Raw genomic sequence first — 15,944 nt, forward strand, 5'->3', positions numbered from 1 at the left:
CCGCAGCGGACAGGGCGGATCGTCCTCGCAGCCCACCACATCGCCCACGCCTTCGAGATCGCGGACGAGCCCAAAAGACTCACGGCCCCGTGACCAGCGGAGGAATCGAACCGCGAAACTCCAGCTCGCGAGAAGACCTCTGAGAACCCGCGGCGGTGCCGGTTCCAAGGCTGGTGGGAAGGACTGGGGCTTCGACGTTTCGATGGCGTCGGGGTGCTGGTTGAGGCGTGCTCGAACTCGGGAGACAGGGCTGAACCGTGGCTAATCGTCGAGACCAGCTGCAGGCGTACCAGTTCATGATGCAGCGGGTCGTGTCCGCGCTGGTGGTGCGCGAGACCGATCCCGAGCTGACGCCGCTGCGCCGCGGCGTCGGCGCCGCGTTCGCGGGCGTGATGATCGCGGTGCTGGTCGCGGCCGGTTTCGGTGTCTACGGCGTGTTCAGCGGCGTCGGCGGCAACGCCTGGCAGGCCGAGGGATCGGTGGTCGTCGAACGCGAGACCGGCGCGAGCTACGTCTACCGGCAGGGCGCTTTGCAGCCCACGCTCAACTTCACCTCCGCCAAGCTGCTCGCCGGGAAGAAGGACGTCAAGGTGCACCGGGTGTCGGGCAAGAGCCTGACCGGCGTGCCGCGCCGCGCGGTGGTCGGCATCCCGGGCGCGCCGGATTCCTTGCCGGAAGCCCAGTTCGCGCTCAAGGACGAGTGGACGATGTGCTCGGTGCCGGGGCGCAACGCCGCTGGTGGGGCGATCACCACCAGCACCCTGTTCGTCGGCGGCTCGCTCGCGGGCGGGCTGCCGCTGGAGCAGCGGGCGGTGCTGGCCCGGGACGCCAAGGACCACATGAACTACCTGATCTGGCGCAACCACCGGTACCGGATCGTCGGCAACCCTGACGACACGGTCAAGCCGGAGCAGGTCATCCGGGCCATCTTCGGGCCGCAGGCCGTGGTGCTCGACGCCGGAACGGCGTGGCTGAACGGGCTTCCGGCCGGGCAGGACATCGCCCCGATCACCGTCGACGACTTCGGCGCACCGTCCACAGTGCTCAGCGGGCACCGGATCGGCGACCTGGTCCACCACCCGATCGGGGAGCGGGAGCAGTACTACCTGGTGCGTTCGGACGGGCTGGCCCCGCTGACCGAGCTCCAGGTGCGCATCGTGCGCGGGCAGTACCCGGTGGAGCCGGCGGCGATCGCGCCTTCGGTGGCGAACTCGGCGCCGGTCACCAACGCGCTGTCCGCGCCGAGTGGCGAGTCGGCCAAGCCCGCCGACGTGCCGGAACTCGCTCCGGTGCCGGCCGAACGCCGGGCCACGTTGTGCGCGCGAACGCTGGATGCCGCGACCGCTCCGGAGATCTCGCTGGGCGGCGACGCGGCAGTGCTCGAGGCGGGCATCGCGACCAGCGCCGAGACCGCGGAAGGAACCAAGCTGGCCGACCGGGTGCTGGTTCCCGCCGGTGGCGTGGTCGTCGTCCGGGCCAAGGCATCGGCGACGGATCCGGCCGGGGCGTACCACATCGTCACCGACCTGGGCCTGCGCTTCCCGGTCCCGTCCGAGGCGGTGCTGGAGGTGCTCGGCTTCAGCCCGGCCAACGCCGTGTCGATGCCCGCCGAGCTGGTGCAGCGGATTCCGGCCGGCCCGACGCTGGATCCGGCGGCCGCGCTGCAAACCGCGTCGGCGCTCCCGTAGTTCTCCCGCACGCAGCCCCGCAATCGCGGGTGTGACCAGCGAAATCGCTCTCGCGGCCGCGATTTCCGGCTATCCGGGATCTGGCAGCGCACCGGAATAGCCTGTGGGCAAACCACTGCCCACCTGGAGAGGTGACCGGAGTTGCCCGATCTCAAGCTAACACCGGAACAGACGACGCAGCTGCAGACCGCGATCGGCGACACGTACGACAACGCGAGCAGCCTGATCAGGCAGATCAGCGGGGACTACATGTCCATCGCCGGCGCCGCGTGGATGGGTGGCGCATCGACGGCCGCCGTCTCCAAGCAGCAGGAATTCGAGCAGATCTGGCAGAACCTGTCGCAGATCCTCGTCGACCTGGCCCAGGGCGTGTCCGGAACCACGCAGATGATCGGCCAGCAGGACGACGACTACCAGCAGCTGCTCAACGCCGTGGACGGCAGCGGTGACACCGGGATGGGCAACTTTTCCCGGCTGTGAACCGAAATCGGTCGGTAGCGCAATGCCAGTGCGGTTCAGGACCTCTGCCTGAGGGAAGGGCGAAACTATGACGATCAAGTACGGCTTCGGCTCGATCAGCGACACCGGCGGGAACACGGTGACCGCCGCGGGCCAGATGAAGACCCTGTTCGACGACCTGAAGACCAAGGCGAAGGCGATCCTCGCCGACGACTGGAACGGTGCGGCGGCGAACGCGTTCGACGAGGCGGAAGCCAAGTGGGACGTCCAGGCCAACGCGCTCGGCGACGCGCAGGTGCGAACCGGTCAGCTGACGACGCAGGCCAGCGACGACATGATGGCAACGGACATCCGCGCGTCCAACCTCTTCAACGCCTGACCCGGAGGTTCGCGGGCGGGGCCTGCGCAATTTCGCGAGAATTCGACGTTCACCCGGGTGAATGCCAATTTCTCGCGAAATTGGCACGTCCTGCGAAAACGGGGCCGCGTGGTCACGGAGCGTCGTGGGTTGAGGTCACCCTAGGGTGGTGCAATTTCTCGTGAAATTGCGCTCCCGCGCGGGGCCGCGATCCGCGCCGCGCGCCAGATGTCAAAGGAAGAGAACTTGGTGTCAGACGGTGGTTTTCGGCCGGTCGTCGAAGAGGTCGGCCGGGGGCTCCGGGAGTTCGTCCTCAGGGCGGTCGACCGGGGCTTCGGCGATCCCGGCGCGCCAGCGGCGGCGTCGGCCGCGCGGCCCGAAGACCACCACGGCGGTCATCACCACGGCCGCCGAGACGCCCGCCGCGGCCAGGCCGTAGGCGAGGGAATTGCTCTGCTGCCACGACGCTTCCCGGGCCAGCTCCTCGGCTGCGGCCAGGCCGGGATCGGCCGGTGCCAGCTTGGTCGGGTGCCCGTCGACCAGGTTCGCCACCGCCGCCTGGTACGGGTTGATGAGCCCGTGACCGTAGTTCCTGCTGCCGACGCCTTCCGGCGCCGGCGAAGCGGTCGCCACCAGGCGCTGCACGACCTCCTCATTGGACAGTTGCGGCCGGTAGTCCCGCAGCAGCGCGACAGTTCCGGCGACGTAGCCGGCGGCGAGTTCGGTGCCGGAGGCCGGGCCGACCCCGCCGTCCGGGTAGGCGGCGGTGACCTCGGCGCCCGGTGCGACGAGGTCGACGCGCGGCGCGTGCGTGTCGGCCGCCACCATCCCGTCCTCCCCGATCATCCCGACCGAGAGAACTCCGGCGTAGGAAGCGGGAAACGGGGTGATGCCGGGCGGGTCGTTCTGCTCGGCGCGACCGGCCGCCGCGATCACCACGACGTCGGCGTCCAGAGCGCGGTTCGTCGCCTGCCGGAGCGCCAGACTGTCCTGATAGGACACCGCAGCCACGGTGATGATGGTGGCGCCCTGGTCAACGGCCCAGTTGATCCCGGCCGCGAGCGTGTCCGGTGCCACGGAGTCGTGCGGCTGCGAGCCCTGCGGGAACGAGTCGCCGACCACCTTCGCCGACAGCAGCTGCGTTTTCGGCGCCACGCCGTGGAATCCGTGCTCGCTGGTCTCCTTCGCGCCGATGACCCCGGCGACGGCGGTGCCCAGGCCGAGGCAGTCCGGCTTGCCGGTCGCCGCGGTCCGCGACGGCGGGCTGAGGTCGACGCTCGCCGCGATCCCGCCGTCCAGCAGCGGACTCGACACGCCGGTGCCGACGACGGCGACCCGCTGCTTCGATCCGGATGTCAGCGGCCAGAGCCGTTCCGGGGTCAGAACCTGCTGGGCCCACGGCACCGGGCTCGTCGCCTGGCCGGTGCCGACGCACTGCTGCGCGTGGGCGGCGGACGGGTCGACCAGCAGGATGCCGAGACTGCCAACGGCAGCGGCGAGCAGCGTTCGCAAGCTGCGTTTCGCGTACACGCCGGGGATGTTAGCCGGTCGACTGCGCGAGTTGTCCACGTTTTCGACGCGATGAATTCGGGGTGCCGCGGTGGAATTCGAGCCCATGTCGGTGAATCCGGTCTACCGGGACCTGCTGGAACAGCTGCAGCAGGCGACCGATCGGATTCCGGAAACCCAGCGGAGGATGATGAGCCAGCTCGGCGTGGCGTGGTCGCCGGACCGCATGGTGAAGGTCGTGGTCGGGCCGCGCGGCCAACTCGTCGACCTGGTGATCGATCCGCGAGTCTTCCGGCAGCCCAACGCCGCCGCGCTGACCGCGATGATCCTGCAGGCGAGCCGGGACGCGGTTTCCCAGGTCACCGAGCGGGTGCAGCGGATCATCTCCGAGCAGATGCCGCCTGAACTGGCCGAAATCCGCGCCGAGCAGCCGCGCGAGGACCTCGGTCTAGACGACCACTTCGAAGATCTGATGCGCAGCGACGCGGAGCGCTACGCGGAGCGGAAGGAGCAGTCATGAGCGGAGATGCGCTGAACGTCAACGGCGGCCCGGAAGCGGTCGCGGCGATGCTGAGACGGCTCGGCGCGCTCGGCGAGGCCTATCAGAGCGGGTCGGACGCGAGCAAAACGGCCATCAGGAAGCTGATGGACAACCCGCAGACCTTCGGCGGTGACCGCATCGGCCGGCAGGGGAAGGCGAACTTCCCGGATTCCGACGCGGTGTTCGACAACCGGGCGCACCTGGCAGGCCAGCTGAAGATCATCGCGGAGAACGGCATGGAGGCGCTGGGCAACTACGGCACGGTGGACGACTACTTCGCCGATCAGCACCGGAACATCCAGACGTGATGACGGCCCGATCCGGTTCGGTCGCGGAGGTCCGCATTGGGTGACGGGGTCGAGGGCGGCATCAACAAGGGCGCCGAGGCGGCCTCGGGAGCGCTCGATGCGTTCGCGCAGGGCGTGGTGGACTTTGGCGAGTGGGCGGACAAGTACATCGACGAGCTCAACGAGTGGCTGCGGTCCTGGTTCCACTCGCCCATCGTGCTCCCGCGGCTGAGCTCCGTCTTCCGCCTGTTGATCGGTGATTACCCGGAGGCCGACGAGAACCTGTCGGCGGATCTGGGCAAGGCGTGGGTTGAGGAGGCGGAGCGCGCCGTCGACTTCCTCCGGCAGGCGCAGCAAGCCGCGGAGGACGTCACCGCCGGCTGGAACGGCGGCGTGGCGGCGCCCGCGATGAACATGGCCGTCATGCAGCTCGCCCAGGCTGCCAACGACTACGTCACCACGGCCGGCTCGTACGCCCAAGGCGCCTTCAAGTTCAACAACAGCGTGGTGCTGGCCAAAAGTGCCTTCCAGGCCAGCCTGTTGCTCCTGTGCTATGAGTTGGTCCGGGCGATGATCGCGGCGGTGCCCACCTGGGGTGCGTCCATGGTCACCGTGCCACCGGCGATCATCGTGGCGCGGAACGCGACCCGAGTGGCCGTCGAGAAGGCGTTGCAGCGCGTCGGCGCGATCTTCATCCAGCAGACCCTGCGGAGGCTGGGGATGCGCGCCGGAACCGCGGCGGCGCAGCTCGGCGGCCGGACGTTCGCCAGGCTGGGCACGACGGCGGCCGGACGCGCGGCGACCAGGGTCGGGCAGACCGCCGGCGGCAAAGCGCTCGGCAGGCAGCTCGCGCGAACGGCCGCGCGCCAGCAGTCCGGGCGGATCATGCGCGACATGGCGATGGACGCTGCCCGCGCCGGGACCACGCCAGCCCTGCGCAGGGCCGCGGCGAAGAGCGTTCGGAAGAACGCCGCCATGCGGCAGGCGGTCGAGAAGCAGCTCGCGGCAAGGCTCGCAGGGCGGCCGGCGCCGTTCGCGTCGGCGTTGAGCCGGGAGCAGGCGCGGCTGGTCGACGACGCCGTGCGCCGAACCTTCGAACGCGGGTTGGCCACCAGAACGGGCACCAAAGCGTTCACGACCGGCAACATCCTGCGGCAGCGGATGGTGGGCTACGGCCTGCAGAGCGCGCTCAAGTTCGGCATCGGCGCGGACGCGTTCGCCCAGGTCAAGACCATGCTGGAGACCGACGGCCGGTACTCCTACGACCCGCGCTCCACCGCGGCGGCCTTCGTCGGCGCCAGCCTCGGCGGTGCTCCGCTGGGGCTGGCCAGCAAGACGTCGGGATTCGTGGCGCTCGGCGCGGCCGGTGGCGTGGCCGGGCTCGTCGGTGCCACGGCCGTGACAACGGACCTGAGCGCCCTCGCGAACAAGCCCAGCCGGCTCTTCGGGGCCGAGGGACTCACCGCGGAGGGCATCGGGCAGGCCGCGCTGGGCGGCGCGGTCGGCGGGCTGTGGGAGCAGCACATCGGCGAGCGCGGCTTCCACGAGGTCGGCGAAGCGTTCGACCTGATGTCCGTGATCAGCACCGGGCAATCTCCGCACTTGACGACGAACTTCATCGCCGACCCGGCCACATCGCCCGCGGGCGGCCAGGCCGCGGGCGGTGCCCCGGCGGTCACGCCCGCCGGTGACGGCCCCGCCGCCGGTGCTCCGACCGGGAGCGGTTCGATGGGCGGCACTCATGCCGCTGGCCCGGCGGCAGGTGCTGGAGGTGGCGGTTCCGGCGGTGCGTCGGGTGGTGCGTCGGGTTCCGGTGGGTCCAATGCGGGGCAGGGCGCTGGCGGGGCACGCCCGGGTGGCGGCGCTGTGGGCGGCGGCTCGGCCGGTTCGGGCGGCTCGGGCGGCTCGGGTAACGGAGGTTCGGGCACATCCACGCCCGGGGCCGATGGCGGAGCCGATGGCGAGAACGGCGGCGGCCGGGAGGGCAACGAGAATTCCGCGGAAACCGCACCGGAATCGGGAAATCAGGCACCGGAAGCCGGAACCCCGCAGTCGGGCACCCCGGAAGCAGGAGCTTCCGAAGCAGGAACTCCCGAGGCCGGGCGGCCGGACACCGGCAGCACCGAAGCAGGAGCGCCGGAAGCCGGGCGGCCGGATTCAGGTGGGACCGAGTCCGGCCGCCAGGGCTCCGAGAACACGGCGGAAAGCCCAGAAGCGAGCCGTCCCGAAGCCGGATCGCCGGACGCCGAAACGCGGCCCACCGGTCCACGAGAGACCGGCACGCCGGAGACCGGCACGCCGGAAGCAGGCGGCAACACCACAACAACACCGGAGACCGAAAACCCGGCCGGTGCGCCGGATGCCGGAAATCCTGCTGGAACAACGGAGAACGATGGTCCGGCTGGAACAACGGAGACCGGGAACCAGCCTGGCACGTCAGAAACCGGAAGCACGGCCAACGAAACCGAGGCAGGAAGCCCGGCTCCCGAAGCCGAGACGGGTAACTCCGCCGGAGCACCGGACACAGCTGATCCGGCCGCCGAAACGGAGGCGGGAAACCCGGCTGGCGCGTCGGAAACCACGAGCACCGGAACGCCCGAGGCAGGCACCTCCGGCACCGAGACGTCGGGGGCCGGAACCGCCGAAACGGGCTCACCCGACACCTCGGCACCGGGAAGTCGGGAGACGACGACGTCCGAGGTCGCGCAGCCGGACAACGGCGCCCCAGCGGAGCCCGGCCAATCGTCCACACCGGACAGTCCCAGGGCCGAGACCGGCGAACAAAGCGGGAGCACCGAATCCAGCGAGACCGAAGCACCGGACACTTCTAGCCAGGAAACCGGCACCGACCCGGAAGGATCGCCCGACACAGCCGCGCAGACCACAGCCGCGCAGACCACACCTGCGCAGGCCGAACCCGCTGCGACGCAGCCGTCCGGGACGAACCAGGCGGGGCCCGCGCTGCGCGAACTCGGCCCGGTCGCGCAGGCGCAGCAGGTCCGCCTGGAACCGACGGAGGCTCCGACCGACCCGGTCCGCTCGCCGCAGCTCGCCCGCCAGGGCGCGAACGCTCAGCTCGCGAGCCTGGTCGAGCGCGGCCTCGGGGCCTTCGACGAGAACACCGGGATCTTCACCGTGCACGCTCCGGGCGGCGCGGTGGTCCAGGTCAAGCTGAGCCTGGACGACGACGTCCCCGCCGCCACGTTCGACGTCCTACCGGGCCGGTTCGAGCTGACCCCGGCCGGCTACGTCCAGACCGCACCGGCCGAGATCCGGATCTCCACCACCACGACGGCGAACGTGGCCGAGGCCCTGGAACTCGGCGCGAAGCGCCTCCTGGAGTCGATGGCGCACCTACTAGCCACCAGCCCGGTTCTCGCGCCCGGCGAGTTCGACGCCACGCACGGCCGCGCCACGGTCCGCGACGAGGCGACGGCAGCGGGCGATGTCTGGCAGGCGGCTCCCCACACGGTGCAGACCGAGCCCGGAAGCACGGGTTCGCGCCAGGAATCGGAGCAGCTGCTCCAAGAGGAGATCGCCCGCCGCCAGTCCAGCACGACCACCACGCCCGCGGAATCCGACGCCGTCGCGATCGCGGGCAAGCCCGACGGCACTTTGCTGGTGCACTACGGCGAATCCGGCACGGACGTGGCGGCCAACCTCGTGGTCGACCCGGACCTGGCGCCGGGCGAGGTCCAGGTACGCGCCCCGGCCTGGCTCAACGACGGCACCGGCACCCTGCGCCAGGTGAGCCTGGGTGAGGTGCGCGTTTCCGCTGCGGGGACACCGGATCAGATGCGCTCGCAGGTCGAGGCGGGACTGCGCGCGATGCACGAGGGCGTGCCGGGCCGTGGCGCCAACGCGGCGGGCCCCGGTGCACCGGCCACCGCGCCCGGCGGCAAGCCGTCGGAGGTCGCGCTGGCGCACGCCGCGCCGGTGAACCGGGAGCTGCCGGGCATGTCGGAGGTCGTGGCGTGGCTGGCCGAGCAGGGCGTCGACGGGCTGACTCCGGCCGAGCTCAACCACCTGCTGCTGGCCGCGTTCCCGGACCTGTTCAACGAGAACGGGCGGACGCTCGCACTGGACGGGCAGCTGTTCTCCGTCGGCATCACCTTCGGCGAGGCCACCCAGGTGGACACCGATGCCAAGCTGGGCAGGCGGCAGACCACGCTGCTGAGCCTGCCGGAGGTGGGCAACGCCGCTTCGGGCGGCCGGCAGATCGTGCTGTCCGGGAAGGTGCCGGTGAGCCTGGTGTCGGGCGAGACGCTCGACGCCGACCCGCAGGGCAAGTGGAGCACCAACAACTCGCACGGCGCCTCGGTGGCGCAGTTGGGCCACGTCGCGTCCGCCGACCAGCACCGCGGGGACGCCCTCCAGCACGACCTGACGGACGTCAAGCTCTGGATCCGGGCCGAGTCCGGCGCGAGCACCGAGGTGGCCGCGGATCGCCCGCTGCCGGTGTGGCTGAACGCGGCCCACCAGGAGTCGCTCGGCGAAACGGTCGTCTTCGAGGGCGCGACGCGGGACGAGGCGGAGCTGCTGCGCGCCGGCCGGCTGATGGGCTTGGACGACACCAACCGCGTGGTCGACGCCGTCCTGGCGCGGCTCCCCGCCGACCTGCGCGACGACGGCTCGATCCGCACGCAGGTGCTGTACCACGTGCAGCGGCAGGAGCGCACAGGAATCGCCTTGCAGCCGGGCGGTTTCAGCTTCGAGGTCCACCAGCCCGGGGGAGCATCGCACCAGGTGACGCTGCGGTCCCAGGTGCATTGGGACGCGGCCGCGCCGACGCACGCGGCAGCGGAGGAGCTGGGCCACGGCCAGATCGGGGCCGCCTACCGCACCGCGGCCGACTCGACCGCGCTGACCAGGGGCTTCCAGGTCGGGTCGTCGCTCGGCCCGAAGATGGTCGCCGCCGTCCGCTACATGTTCGGGCGCAGCGCCTCTGCCAGCACGAACACCAGCACCGGGCACTTCATGACGATGGAGGACTTCGACTTCCGGCCCAAGCACACCTACCGGGTGCGGGTGACCACGGAGGTCGAGGTCGAGCAGCCCACTAGCCCGCTGCGGCGCTCCCAGGCGGAGATCACGCAGGTCACCGGCCAGGGATACGTGCAGCTGGCGGTGCAGGACGCGGCGCGCAACGGGCTGCCGGTCGGCCGCGAAGACCTGCGCTACGACGAGGACGGCGCGATCGCGACCACGACGGTGCAGGAACTCGTGCTCGACGCGCAAGGCAACGCGCAGACCACGGCCGACGGCTCACCGCTCACGACGACGCGCGAAGTACCGCAGGTCCACAAAGGACTCTCGCCGCCGGATCGGCCGCACCGCCCGAATCCCGGCCAGCTGCAGGACAGCGGCCCCACCTTGCTCGACCGGGTGGTCCAGCTGACCGGCGTGCCGGAGGCGCGCGAGTTCCTGCGCTCCGCGCTCGCCGCGGGCCAGTACGGCGACGTGGACGCGATCCTCGCCGAGTTCACCGCCGAGAAGGCGCAGACCTGGCTCGCCGAGGCGATGCAGGACGGCTTCCGGATTCCGGTCGAGACCCGCGGCAGATCCGGGCAGGTGGAGCTGCGCTGGGTGAAGGTCGAGGCGCGGTGGGCGGCCGAGCGCGCCGAGGAGATCGGCCGCGTCGGCCGAAGCCAGCGGGTCAGCGCGCTGCTGACCAGCTCCGCGATCGGCACCAGCCTGGAGGTCGCGCGCAGCCGCCTCCGCGAGGCCAGCGCCCTGCTGGGCCGGATGATCTGGGGGCGCAGCCCCAGCAGCAGCGCGGCCGATTCGTTCAGCTACTCGCAGAACGCGGGCTCCCGGCTGGAGTACCGCGGCGGCAGCTCGCTGTGGCGGGTGCCGCTGACCCTCACCGTGAGCGTGGTGGACGCCAGCGATGCCCCGGTGCGCGACGCGGCGGGTGATCAGGTGCGCAAGGAGATCGCCGATCAGGTCCTGGACATCTACACGCCGACCGATGTGCGCCAGGACGGTGCGCGCGAGGCCGGGCCCACGGTGCGGATAACGGACGAGGCGCAGTTCCAGGAGCTGCTCACCGGCATGCAGTCCCTGCTGCACCTCGACGCCCGCGGCCTGGATGCCGCGGTGCGCGCCCGGATGCCGACCACCGCGGCCTGGGTGGACACCAGCAACGCGACGGCGCTCGCCCACGCGGGCGAATGGCTCTCCGACGGGCAGCTGATCCGAACCCGGGATCCGCACGGGCAGGTGCGGGGCCGGGCGCTGATCACGGCCCGGCCCACCGGCCTGCGCGTCCTGAACCGGCTGGAAAGCGTCGGCACGGGCCCGCTGGCGCTCTCCCAGCCTGGACACGACTTCCGCGCGGGCCGGGCGGACGGGAGCACGGCCTCGGTCGCCGACCCGGGTGCGCTGGCGGGCCTGGACTCGAACGCCGGCGGCTCCGGCGGCCGCACCAGCGGGACGGCCTCCCAACGCGGCCGCTCCGGCGGCGACGACGAGAACGCCATCACGCCCTACCTCGACGCGCTCACCTTCGAAGCCGATCTGGACATCGCGGTCTCGGCGGGCGAGGCAGCGGCGGCCCGGGTGCTGCCCGCCGCCATCGGCACCGAGACCGTGCCGGGCAAGTTCCAGTTCGTGCTCACCGCGCAGCAGGTCGTCGAGTTCTACGCCAACGGGATGGAACTCGTCGTGGACGCCGTCCCGGCCGAGATGGTGGGCGAGATGCTGACCGCCTGGGCGGACGGCGACCTGCCGCTGGACCGCCGGGTCGCCGCCCGTGCCGTGCAGCGGCGGGCCGCCGAGCTGGGGCGGGAAGGCGCGGAGATCGACCGGCGGCTGGTGGATCGCGCGCTGGAGGAGTACCCGAACGCGAGGACCTCTGCCGACGCGAGCGACGCGGACGCGCTCGCCGAACTGGCGCGCCTGCTGCGCGACACCGACGAGGAAGTGGTGCTGGGCAACCGCTTCCGGCCGCCGGACTACCACCGCGATCCGGAACGGCCGGTGACCGGCAGCGGCATCGGCCCCGGCCTGGTGAGCGGCTGGCGGTCGAGCGGCGGCCGGCCGCTGCAGCACGCGCTGGACCTGCTGTCCCAGCTCGGCCAGGACGTGGCCGAAACGACCGGCCTGGAGGAGCGGCTGCGCGGCGCGCTGGCGCCCGGAGCGGCGCTGAACAACACGCAGCGGCAGGCGCTCGCTGACGGCGGCACCGACCTGTTCACCGGACTGGTCCGCAAGAACGGCCGGTGGATGCGGCTTTCGCTGACCTACGAGGTGGTTCCGACCGGCCCGGCCACCACCGTCGGCACCGAACCGGGCGCGGTCTCGGCGGTCGGCTACCGGCACCGGGCGAACGCCAGGATCACGCACAGCGCAAACGGAACCGTCGGCGTGTCCGGGGATCTCAGCGAAACCCAGGGCTCGCCGATCGGCGATGTCGGCGAGTCCGGGAGCGCCGGCGGCAGCGGCAGCCAGCGCACGAGCCTGACCACCTCGCACGCCGAGGTCAACGAGCCCGGCGTGCTCGACGCGAGCGGACTGGCCCGCTTCGAGCGGCCCGCCGAAGGCCGGTTCACCGCGCGGCTCCAGGAGGTGCCGGTCGGCCTGCTCGGCACCGTGAAGAGCGCGGTGACCGGCGAACCGCAGGTGCACACGAAGACCTCGGACGGGACGCTGATCCTCAAGTACGCGATGCACCGGGCCCGGACGACGGCCTTCGGCCCGCACGAGCGGGCAGGCTACCGCAGGCTGGCGGGGCTGCCCGCCGAGGCGGAGAGCCGCATCATCGAGTGGAGCCTCACCGATCTGCTCTCCTCCGCAGAAACCGCCGTCCGCCAGGTGCTGCGCGCCGACTGGGCGCGGCCGCTGGGCCTGCGCAAGGCGCATAACGTCGTCCGCGGCGTGCAGCAGATGTTCACGCCCGGACACGGCAAATCGCTCTGGGCGGACCTGTCCGACGGCCGCCCGAGGGTGGTGGACGAGTTCGCGGTGTCGCCGCAGCACAGCGTGGCGGTCGGGGTGCAGCTGCGGAACTTCGACGTCGAGGTGCTGCACCGCTACGACTCCGAAAACCAAGGGCCGTACAGCCTGAAGCGGGCGCAGCGAAACATCACGACCGGGCACGGGCAGAGCAGAACGGGATCGGCGGGCCTCTCCGGCACGCTTCCGAGCAGCGAGAGCGACGTCGGACCCGGCGACCTGACCGTCGGCTGGGGCGTGCCGGGCGTGAACGCGAGCAGCACCGTCGACAGTTCCGCGACCGCGCAGGTCGGCTCCTGGACGCAGCTGGAAACCGAGGGCTCCGAACCGCACGTGCTGGTGCGGCTGCGGGCCCGCTTCTCGGTCACCGCCGCCGTGCAGGAGCTGACCGACCACGGGCTGCCGGGCGATCAGCTGCGCCGGGTCGAGGTCAACGCCGAGCCGGTCGACGTGCTGGTCGACCTCCCGGCGGATCTGCTGCCCGAGCTGCAACGCAGCATGATGGAGCAGCGGGCGTGGGAACTCACCCAGGAGTCGCAGCTGCCGGAAGGCAAGCTCAAGGGCGTGCTGCGCGCACTGGCCGGGCGGCAGCGGGCGGCGGAGGCGAACGCGTTCGACCTGGATGCCGCCGTGCGGTCGGCGGCGGAACGCCCGGGCCACGATCCGCAGCAGCCGCACCGATCCCTCGCCGCGCACGTGCGCGAACAGCATCCCGAGCTGACCGAGCCGGGCGCGAAGCTCCGGGTGATCAGCGACGAGACGGCCGCCCTGGTGGCGCACCACCAGCGGATGGCCGAGCAGCTGCGCGAATTCCTCGACGAGATCGCCCGCGCCGCACCGCATCCGGTGGTCGACGACGGCGTGCGGCAGTTGCGGGACGCGGCCGCCGAGCTGGACCGCGCGGCGGCCGCGGTGCCGCAGGCGCGGGAAGCGTTGAACCAGGAACTTCCCGCAGCGGAACGGGATGCGGCGCGGAATCGCTTCGACAACGCGGTGCAGAACTGGCATGACGCGTTCCACGAGCTGCGCGCCATGCTCGTCCAGGACCCCGAGAGCGGTGTCGACGAGATCGCGCGGCAACGGGCTTGGATGGCGCGTTTCGACGCCGACGCGTCCTCCAGGTACCGGTTGGTGGACGAGATCCTGGCGACCGCTTCGGAGCTCACCGGCCAGCGGTGGGAGCTGCCGGCCGGATTGGACCTGATGCCCCACGGAATGGGGCTGGACCCGGTGGAACTCGCCAGAGGGCTGGCGGCGGAGCTGTCCTTCGACGAGCGGGCCGCCGTCGAGGTCGATCTGTCGGTCGTCGCGCCCGACGGCGCGACCAGCCGGTTCCGCGTCACCGGCGACGGCCAGGTGGTGCAGCAAGGCACCCCGCCCGCTCCGCCCCAAGCCCCGCCCCCGGCTCCGCCGGGTCCCCCGGCTCCGCCGGGTCCCCCGGCTCCGCCGGGTCCCCCGGCACCGCCGCCTTCGGCACCGCCGCCGCCTTCGGCACCGCCGCCGCCTTCGGCGCCACCGCCGCCTTCGGCGCCACCGCCGCCTTCGGCACCGCCGCCGCCTTCGGCACCGCCGCCGCCTTCGGCACCGCCGCCGCCTTCGGCACCGCCGCCGCGACCTTCGGCGCCGCCGCGCCCCACCGTCCCTCCGCCGCGGCCTACCGTCCCTCCGCGGCCTTCCGCACCGCCACGTCCTGCGGTTCCTCCGCCGCGTCCTACCGTCCCTCCGCGGCCTTCCGCACCGCCGCGTTCTGGTGCACCGCAACGTTTTGCGGCTACGCCGCGGTCTTTGGCGCCACTGCGGCCTGCCACGCCGCCGAGCGGGGAAACCCGACCGGGACCGCAAGGCGACTTCACAGTGGACGCGGACGGGGTCATGTCGTGGACCTCGCCGGCTCCGCGAACACCCGGCGATCAACCCGGCCGCCCGCACGGCGCCTTCGCCTACCGCACCGATCCCGACGATCCGGGCGCCGACGCGCATCCGCCGGCGGCGCCGAAGGAGGCGGCCGACCGATCGACGGCCGCCGAGCCGAACTTCGCGGAAGCGGTGGCGGAGCTGCTGGGAAGACTGGGCGTCGAGCGCCACCCGGACGCGCCGAACGCGTGGGCCGCGCAGCTGCCCGACGGGCGGGTGGCCGTGCTCCGGGTCGAGGACGGGAAGCTGGTAGCGGCGAGATCACCCGAATCCGCGAACGTGGTTCCGCTGCGACGCATGCCGGACAGCCGTGCGCAGCTCGACCTGATGGCAGGCATGGCGTTGCGGCAGCTCGACGCCGCCGCGCCCACCGCCGAGCAACCGACCGCCGAGCTACCGACCGCCGAGCTACCGACCGCCGAGCAACCGGCCCGTTCGAGTTCGAGCGGAGTGTCCCGCAGAACCTCGGGCGCGGGTGTCCCGGAGAACACCGAGGAGGACCGACGTGACCGGTGAGTGGGCCGAGCTGGACGACGAGGCGTGGCGGATCTTCGCCGGCCTGCACCGGGTGCTGCTCCGGCTGGCCGGGCGGTTCCCCGACGAGCTGACGACGCACGCCCGCCGGATGCTGGGCGGTGGTGACCTGGCCTACCTGCCGGATACGGTCCTCGGCTCGGCCGCGGAACTCGGGCTCTCGATGCCCGAAGCCGACGTCGAATTGCTCCGGAACACGTTGGCAGTAATGAGAATTCCGGGTGCTCCTGCCGGAGCGGATCAGGTGCGGATCGCTACCGATACTCCCGCGACGGAGCACCGCTTCGCGCCGGTGCGCCCGGAATTGCAGGCGGCCGCGGGCGATCGCATTCCGCCCGGCCTGGGCCTGACCGGCGGCGCACCCGCCGAGCTGGCCGACCTGGCGGCCGACCTGACCGATCTCGCCGACGACCTCGTGGTCGACGGCCTGTCCGAACAGGACGGCGTCGTGGCGATCCGCCGCGCCTGGCGGCTCGCCCCGGGCCTGGCCGCCCAGGTCTACCTCGTCGAGGTGGCCCCGCACGTCCGAGCCTGGGACCTCGTGCTCGTGGCCCACCGGGAGCTGGCCGAGCTGGGCGAAGAGCATTCCCAGGTGGAGGTGTTCTGGACCGGCGACGACCTGCCCCCGTACCACCGGGCAGCGCAGGCCGGCTCCGCGCTGCTGCACCAAGAAGGCGGGTAGCCGTGGGATCGGCCGG

General features: G+C 72.0%; 8 protein-coding genes. 7 read left to right on the top strand and 1 reads right to left on the bottom strand.

What is annotated here, in order from left to right:
- Positions 1-257: 257 nt before the first annotated feature.
- From eccB to AB0I53_RS12760, 3 genes are all read left to right on the top strand, one after another.
- Positions 258-1,688, top strand: a complete 1,431-nt coding sequence (gene eccB, locus AB0I53_RS12750) for a type VII secretion protein EccB (protein WP_358600850.1) — start codon at positions 258-260, stop codon at positions 1,686-1,688.
- A 141-nt stretch (positions 1,689-1,829) separates the two neighbouring features.
- A complete protein-coding gene (locus AB0I53_RS12755) occupies positions 1,830-2,168 on the top strand; it encodes a WXG100 family type VII secretion target (RefSeq protein ID WP_358600853.1) in 339 nt (112 codons plus the stop codon).
- A 67-nt stretch (positions 2,169-2,235) separates the two neighbouring features.
- Positions 2,236-2,526: a WXG100 family type VII secretion target gene (locus AB0I53_RS12760; protein ID WP_358600855.1), complete on the top strand. Its 291-nt coding sequence runs from the start codon at positions 2,236-2,238 to the stop codon at positions 2,524-2,526.
- A gap of 231 nt (positions 2,527-2,757) precedes the next feature.
- Here AB0I53_RS12760 and AB0I53_RS12765 read toward each other — a convergent pair whose 3' ends face one another.
- On the bottom strand, positions 2,758-4,035 hold the full coding sequence (locus AB0I53_RS12765) for a S8 family serine peptidase (RefSeq protein WP_358600857.1): 1,278 nt from the start codon (positions 4,033-4,035) through the stop codon (positions 2,758-2,760).
- Between the two features lie 70 nt (positions 4,036-4,105).
- Here AB0I53_RS12765 and AB0I53_RS12770 point away from each other — a divergent pair, with 70 nt between their 5' ends.
- From AB0I53_RS12770 to AB0I53_RS12785, 4 genes are read left to right on the top strand one after another with little or no spacing between them, the layout of a single operon-like run.
- The gene (locus tag AB0I53_RS12770) at positions 4,106-4,534 is read left to right on the top strand and encodes a YbaB/EbfC family nucleoid-associated protein (RefSeq protein WP_358600860.1); all 429 of its coding nucleotides are present in this window, start codon (positions 4,106-4,108) and stop codon (positions 4,532-4,534) included.
- Positions 4,531-4,863, top strand: a complete 333-nt coding sequence (locus tag AB0I53_RS12775; RefSeq protein ID WP_358600863.1) for a hypothetical protein — start codon at positions 4,531-4,533, stop codon at positions 4,861-4,863. The genes AB0I53_RS12770 and AB0I53_RS12775 overlap by 4 nt, the downstream gene beginning before the upstream one ends.
- Before the next feature lie 36 nt (positions 4,864-4,899).
- On the top strand, positions 4,900-15,228 hold the full coding sequence (locus AB0I53_RS12780) for a hypothetical protein (RefSeq protein ID WP_358600866.1): 10,329 nt from the start codon (positions 4,900-4,902) through the stop codon (positions 15,226-15,228).
- A complete protein-coding gene (locus tag AB0I53_RS12785) occupies positions 15,218-15,928 on the top strand; it encodes a hypothetical protein (RefSeq protein ID WP_358600869.1) in 711 nt (236 codons plus the stop codon). The genes AB0I53_RS12780 and AB0I53_RS12785 overlap by 11 nt, the downstream gene beginning before the upstream one ends.
- Positions 15,929-15,944: the final 16 nt, after the last annotated feature.

The organism is Saccharopolyspora sp. NPDC050389 (genome assembly GCF_040655595.1).
Classification (GTDB): Bacteria; Actinomycetota; Actinomycetes; order Mycobacteriales; family Pseudonocardiaceae; genus Saccharopolyspora.

Excerpts from the sequence above, each read along its gene's own strand:
- AB0I53_RS12760 (WP_358600855.1), top strand. The coding sequence starts at position 2,236 with ATGACGATCAAGTACGGCTTCGGCTCGATCAGCGACACCGGCGGGAAC.
- AB0I53_RS12775 (WP_358600863.1), top strand. The coding sequence starts at position 4,531 with ATGAGCGGAGATGCGCTGAACGTCAACGGCGGCCCGGAAGCGGTCGCG.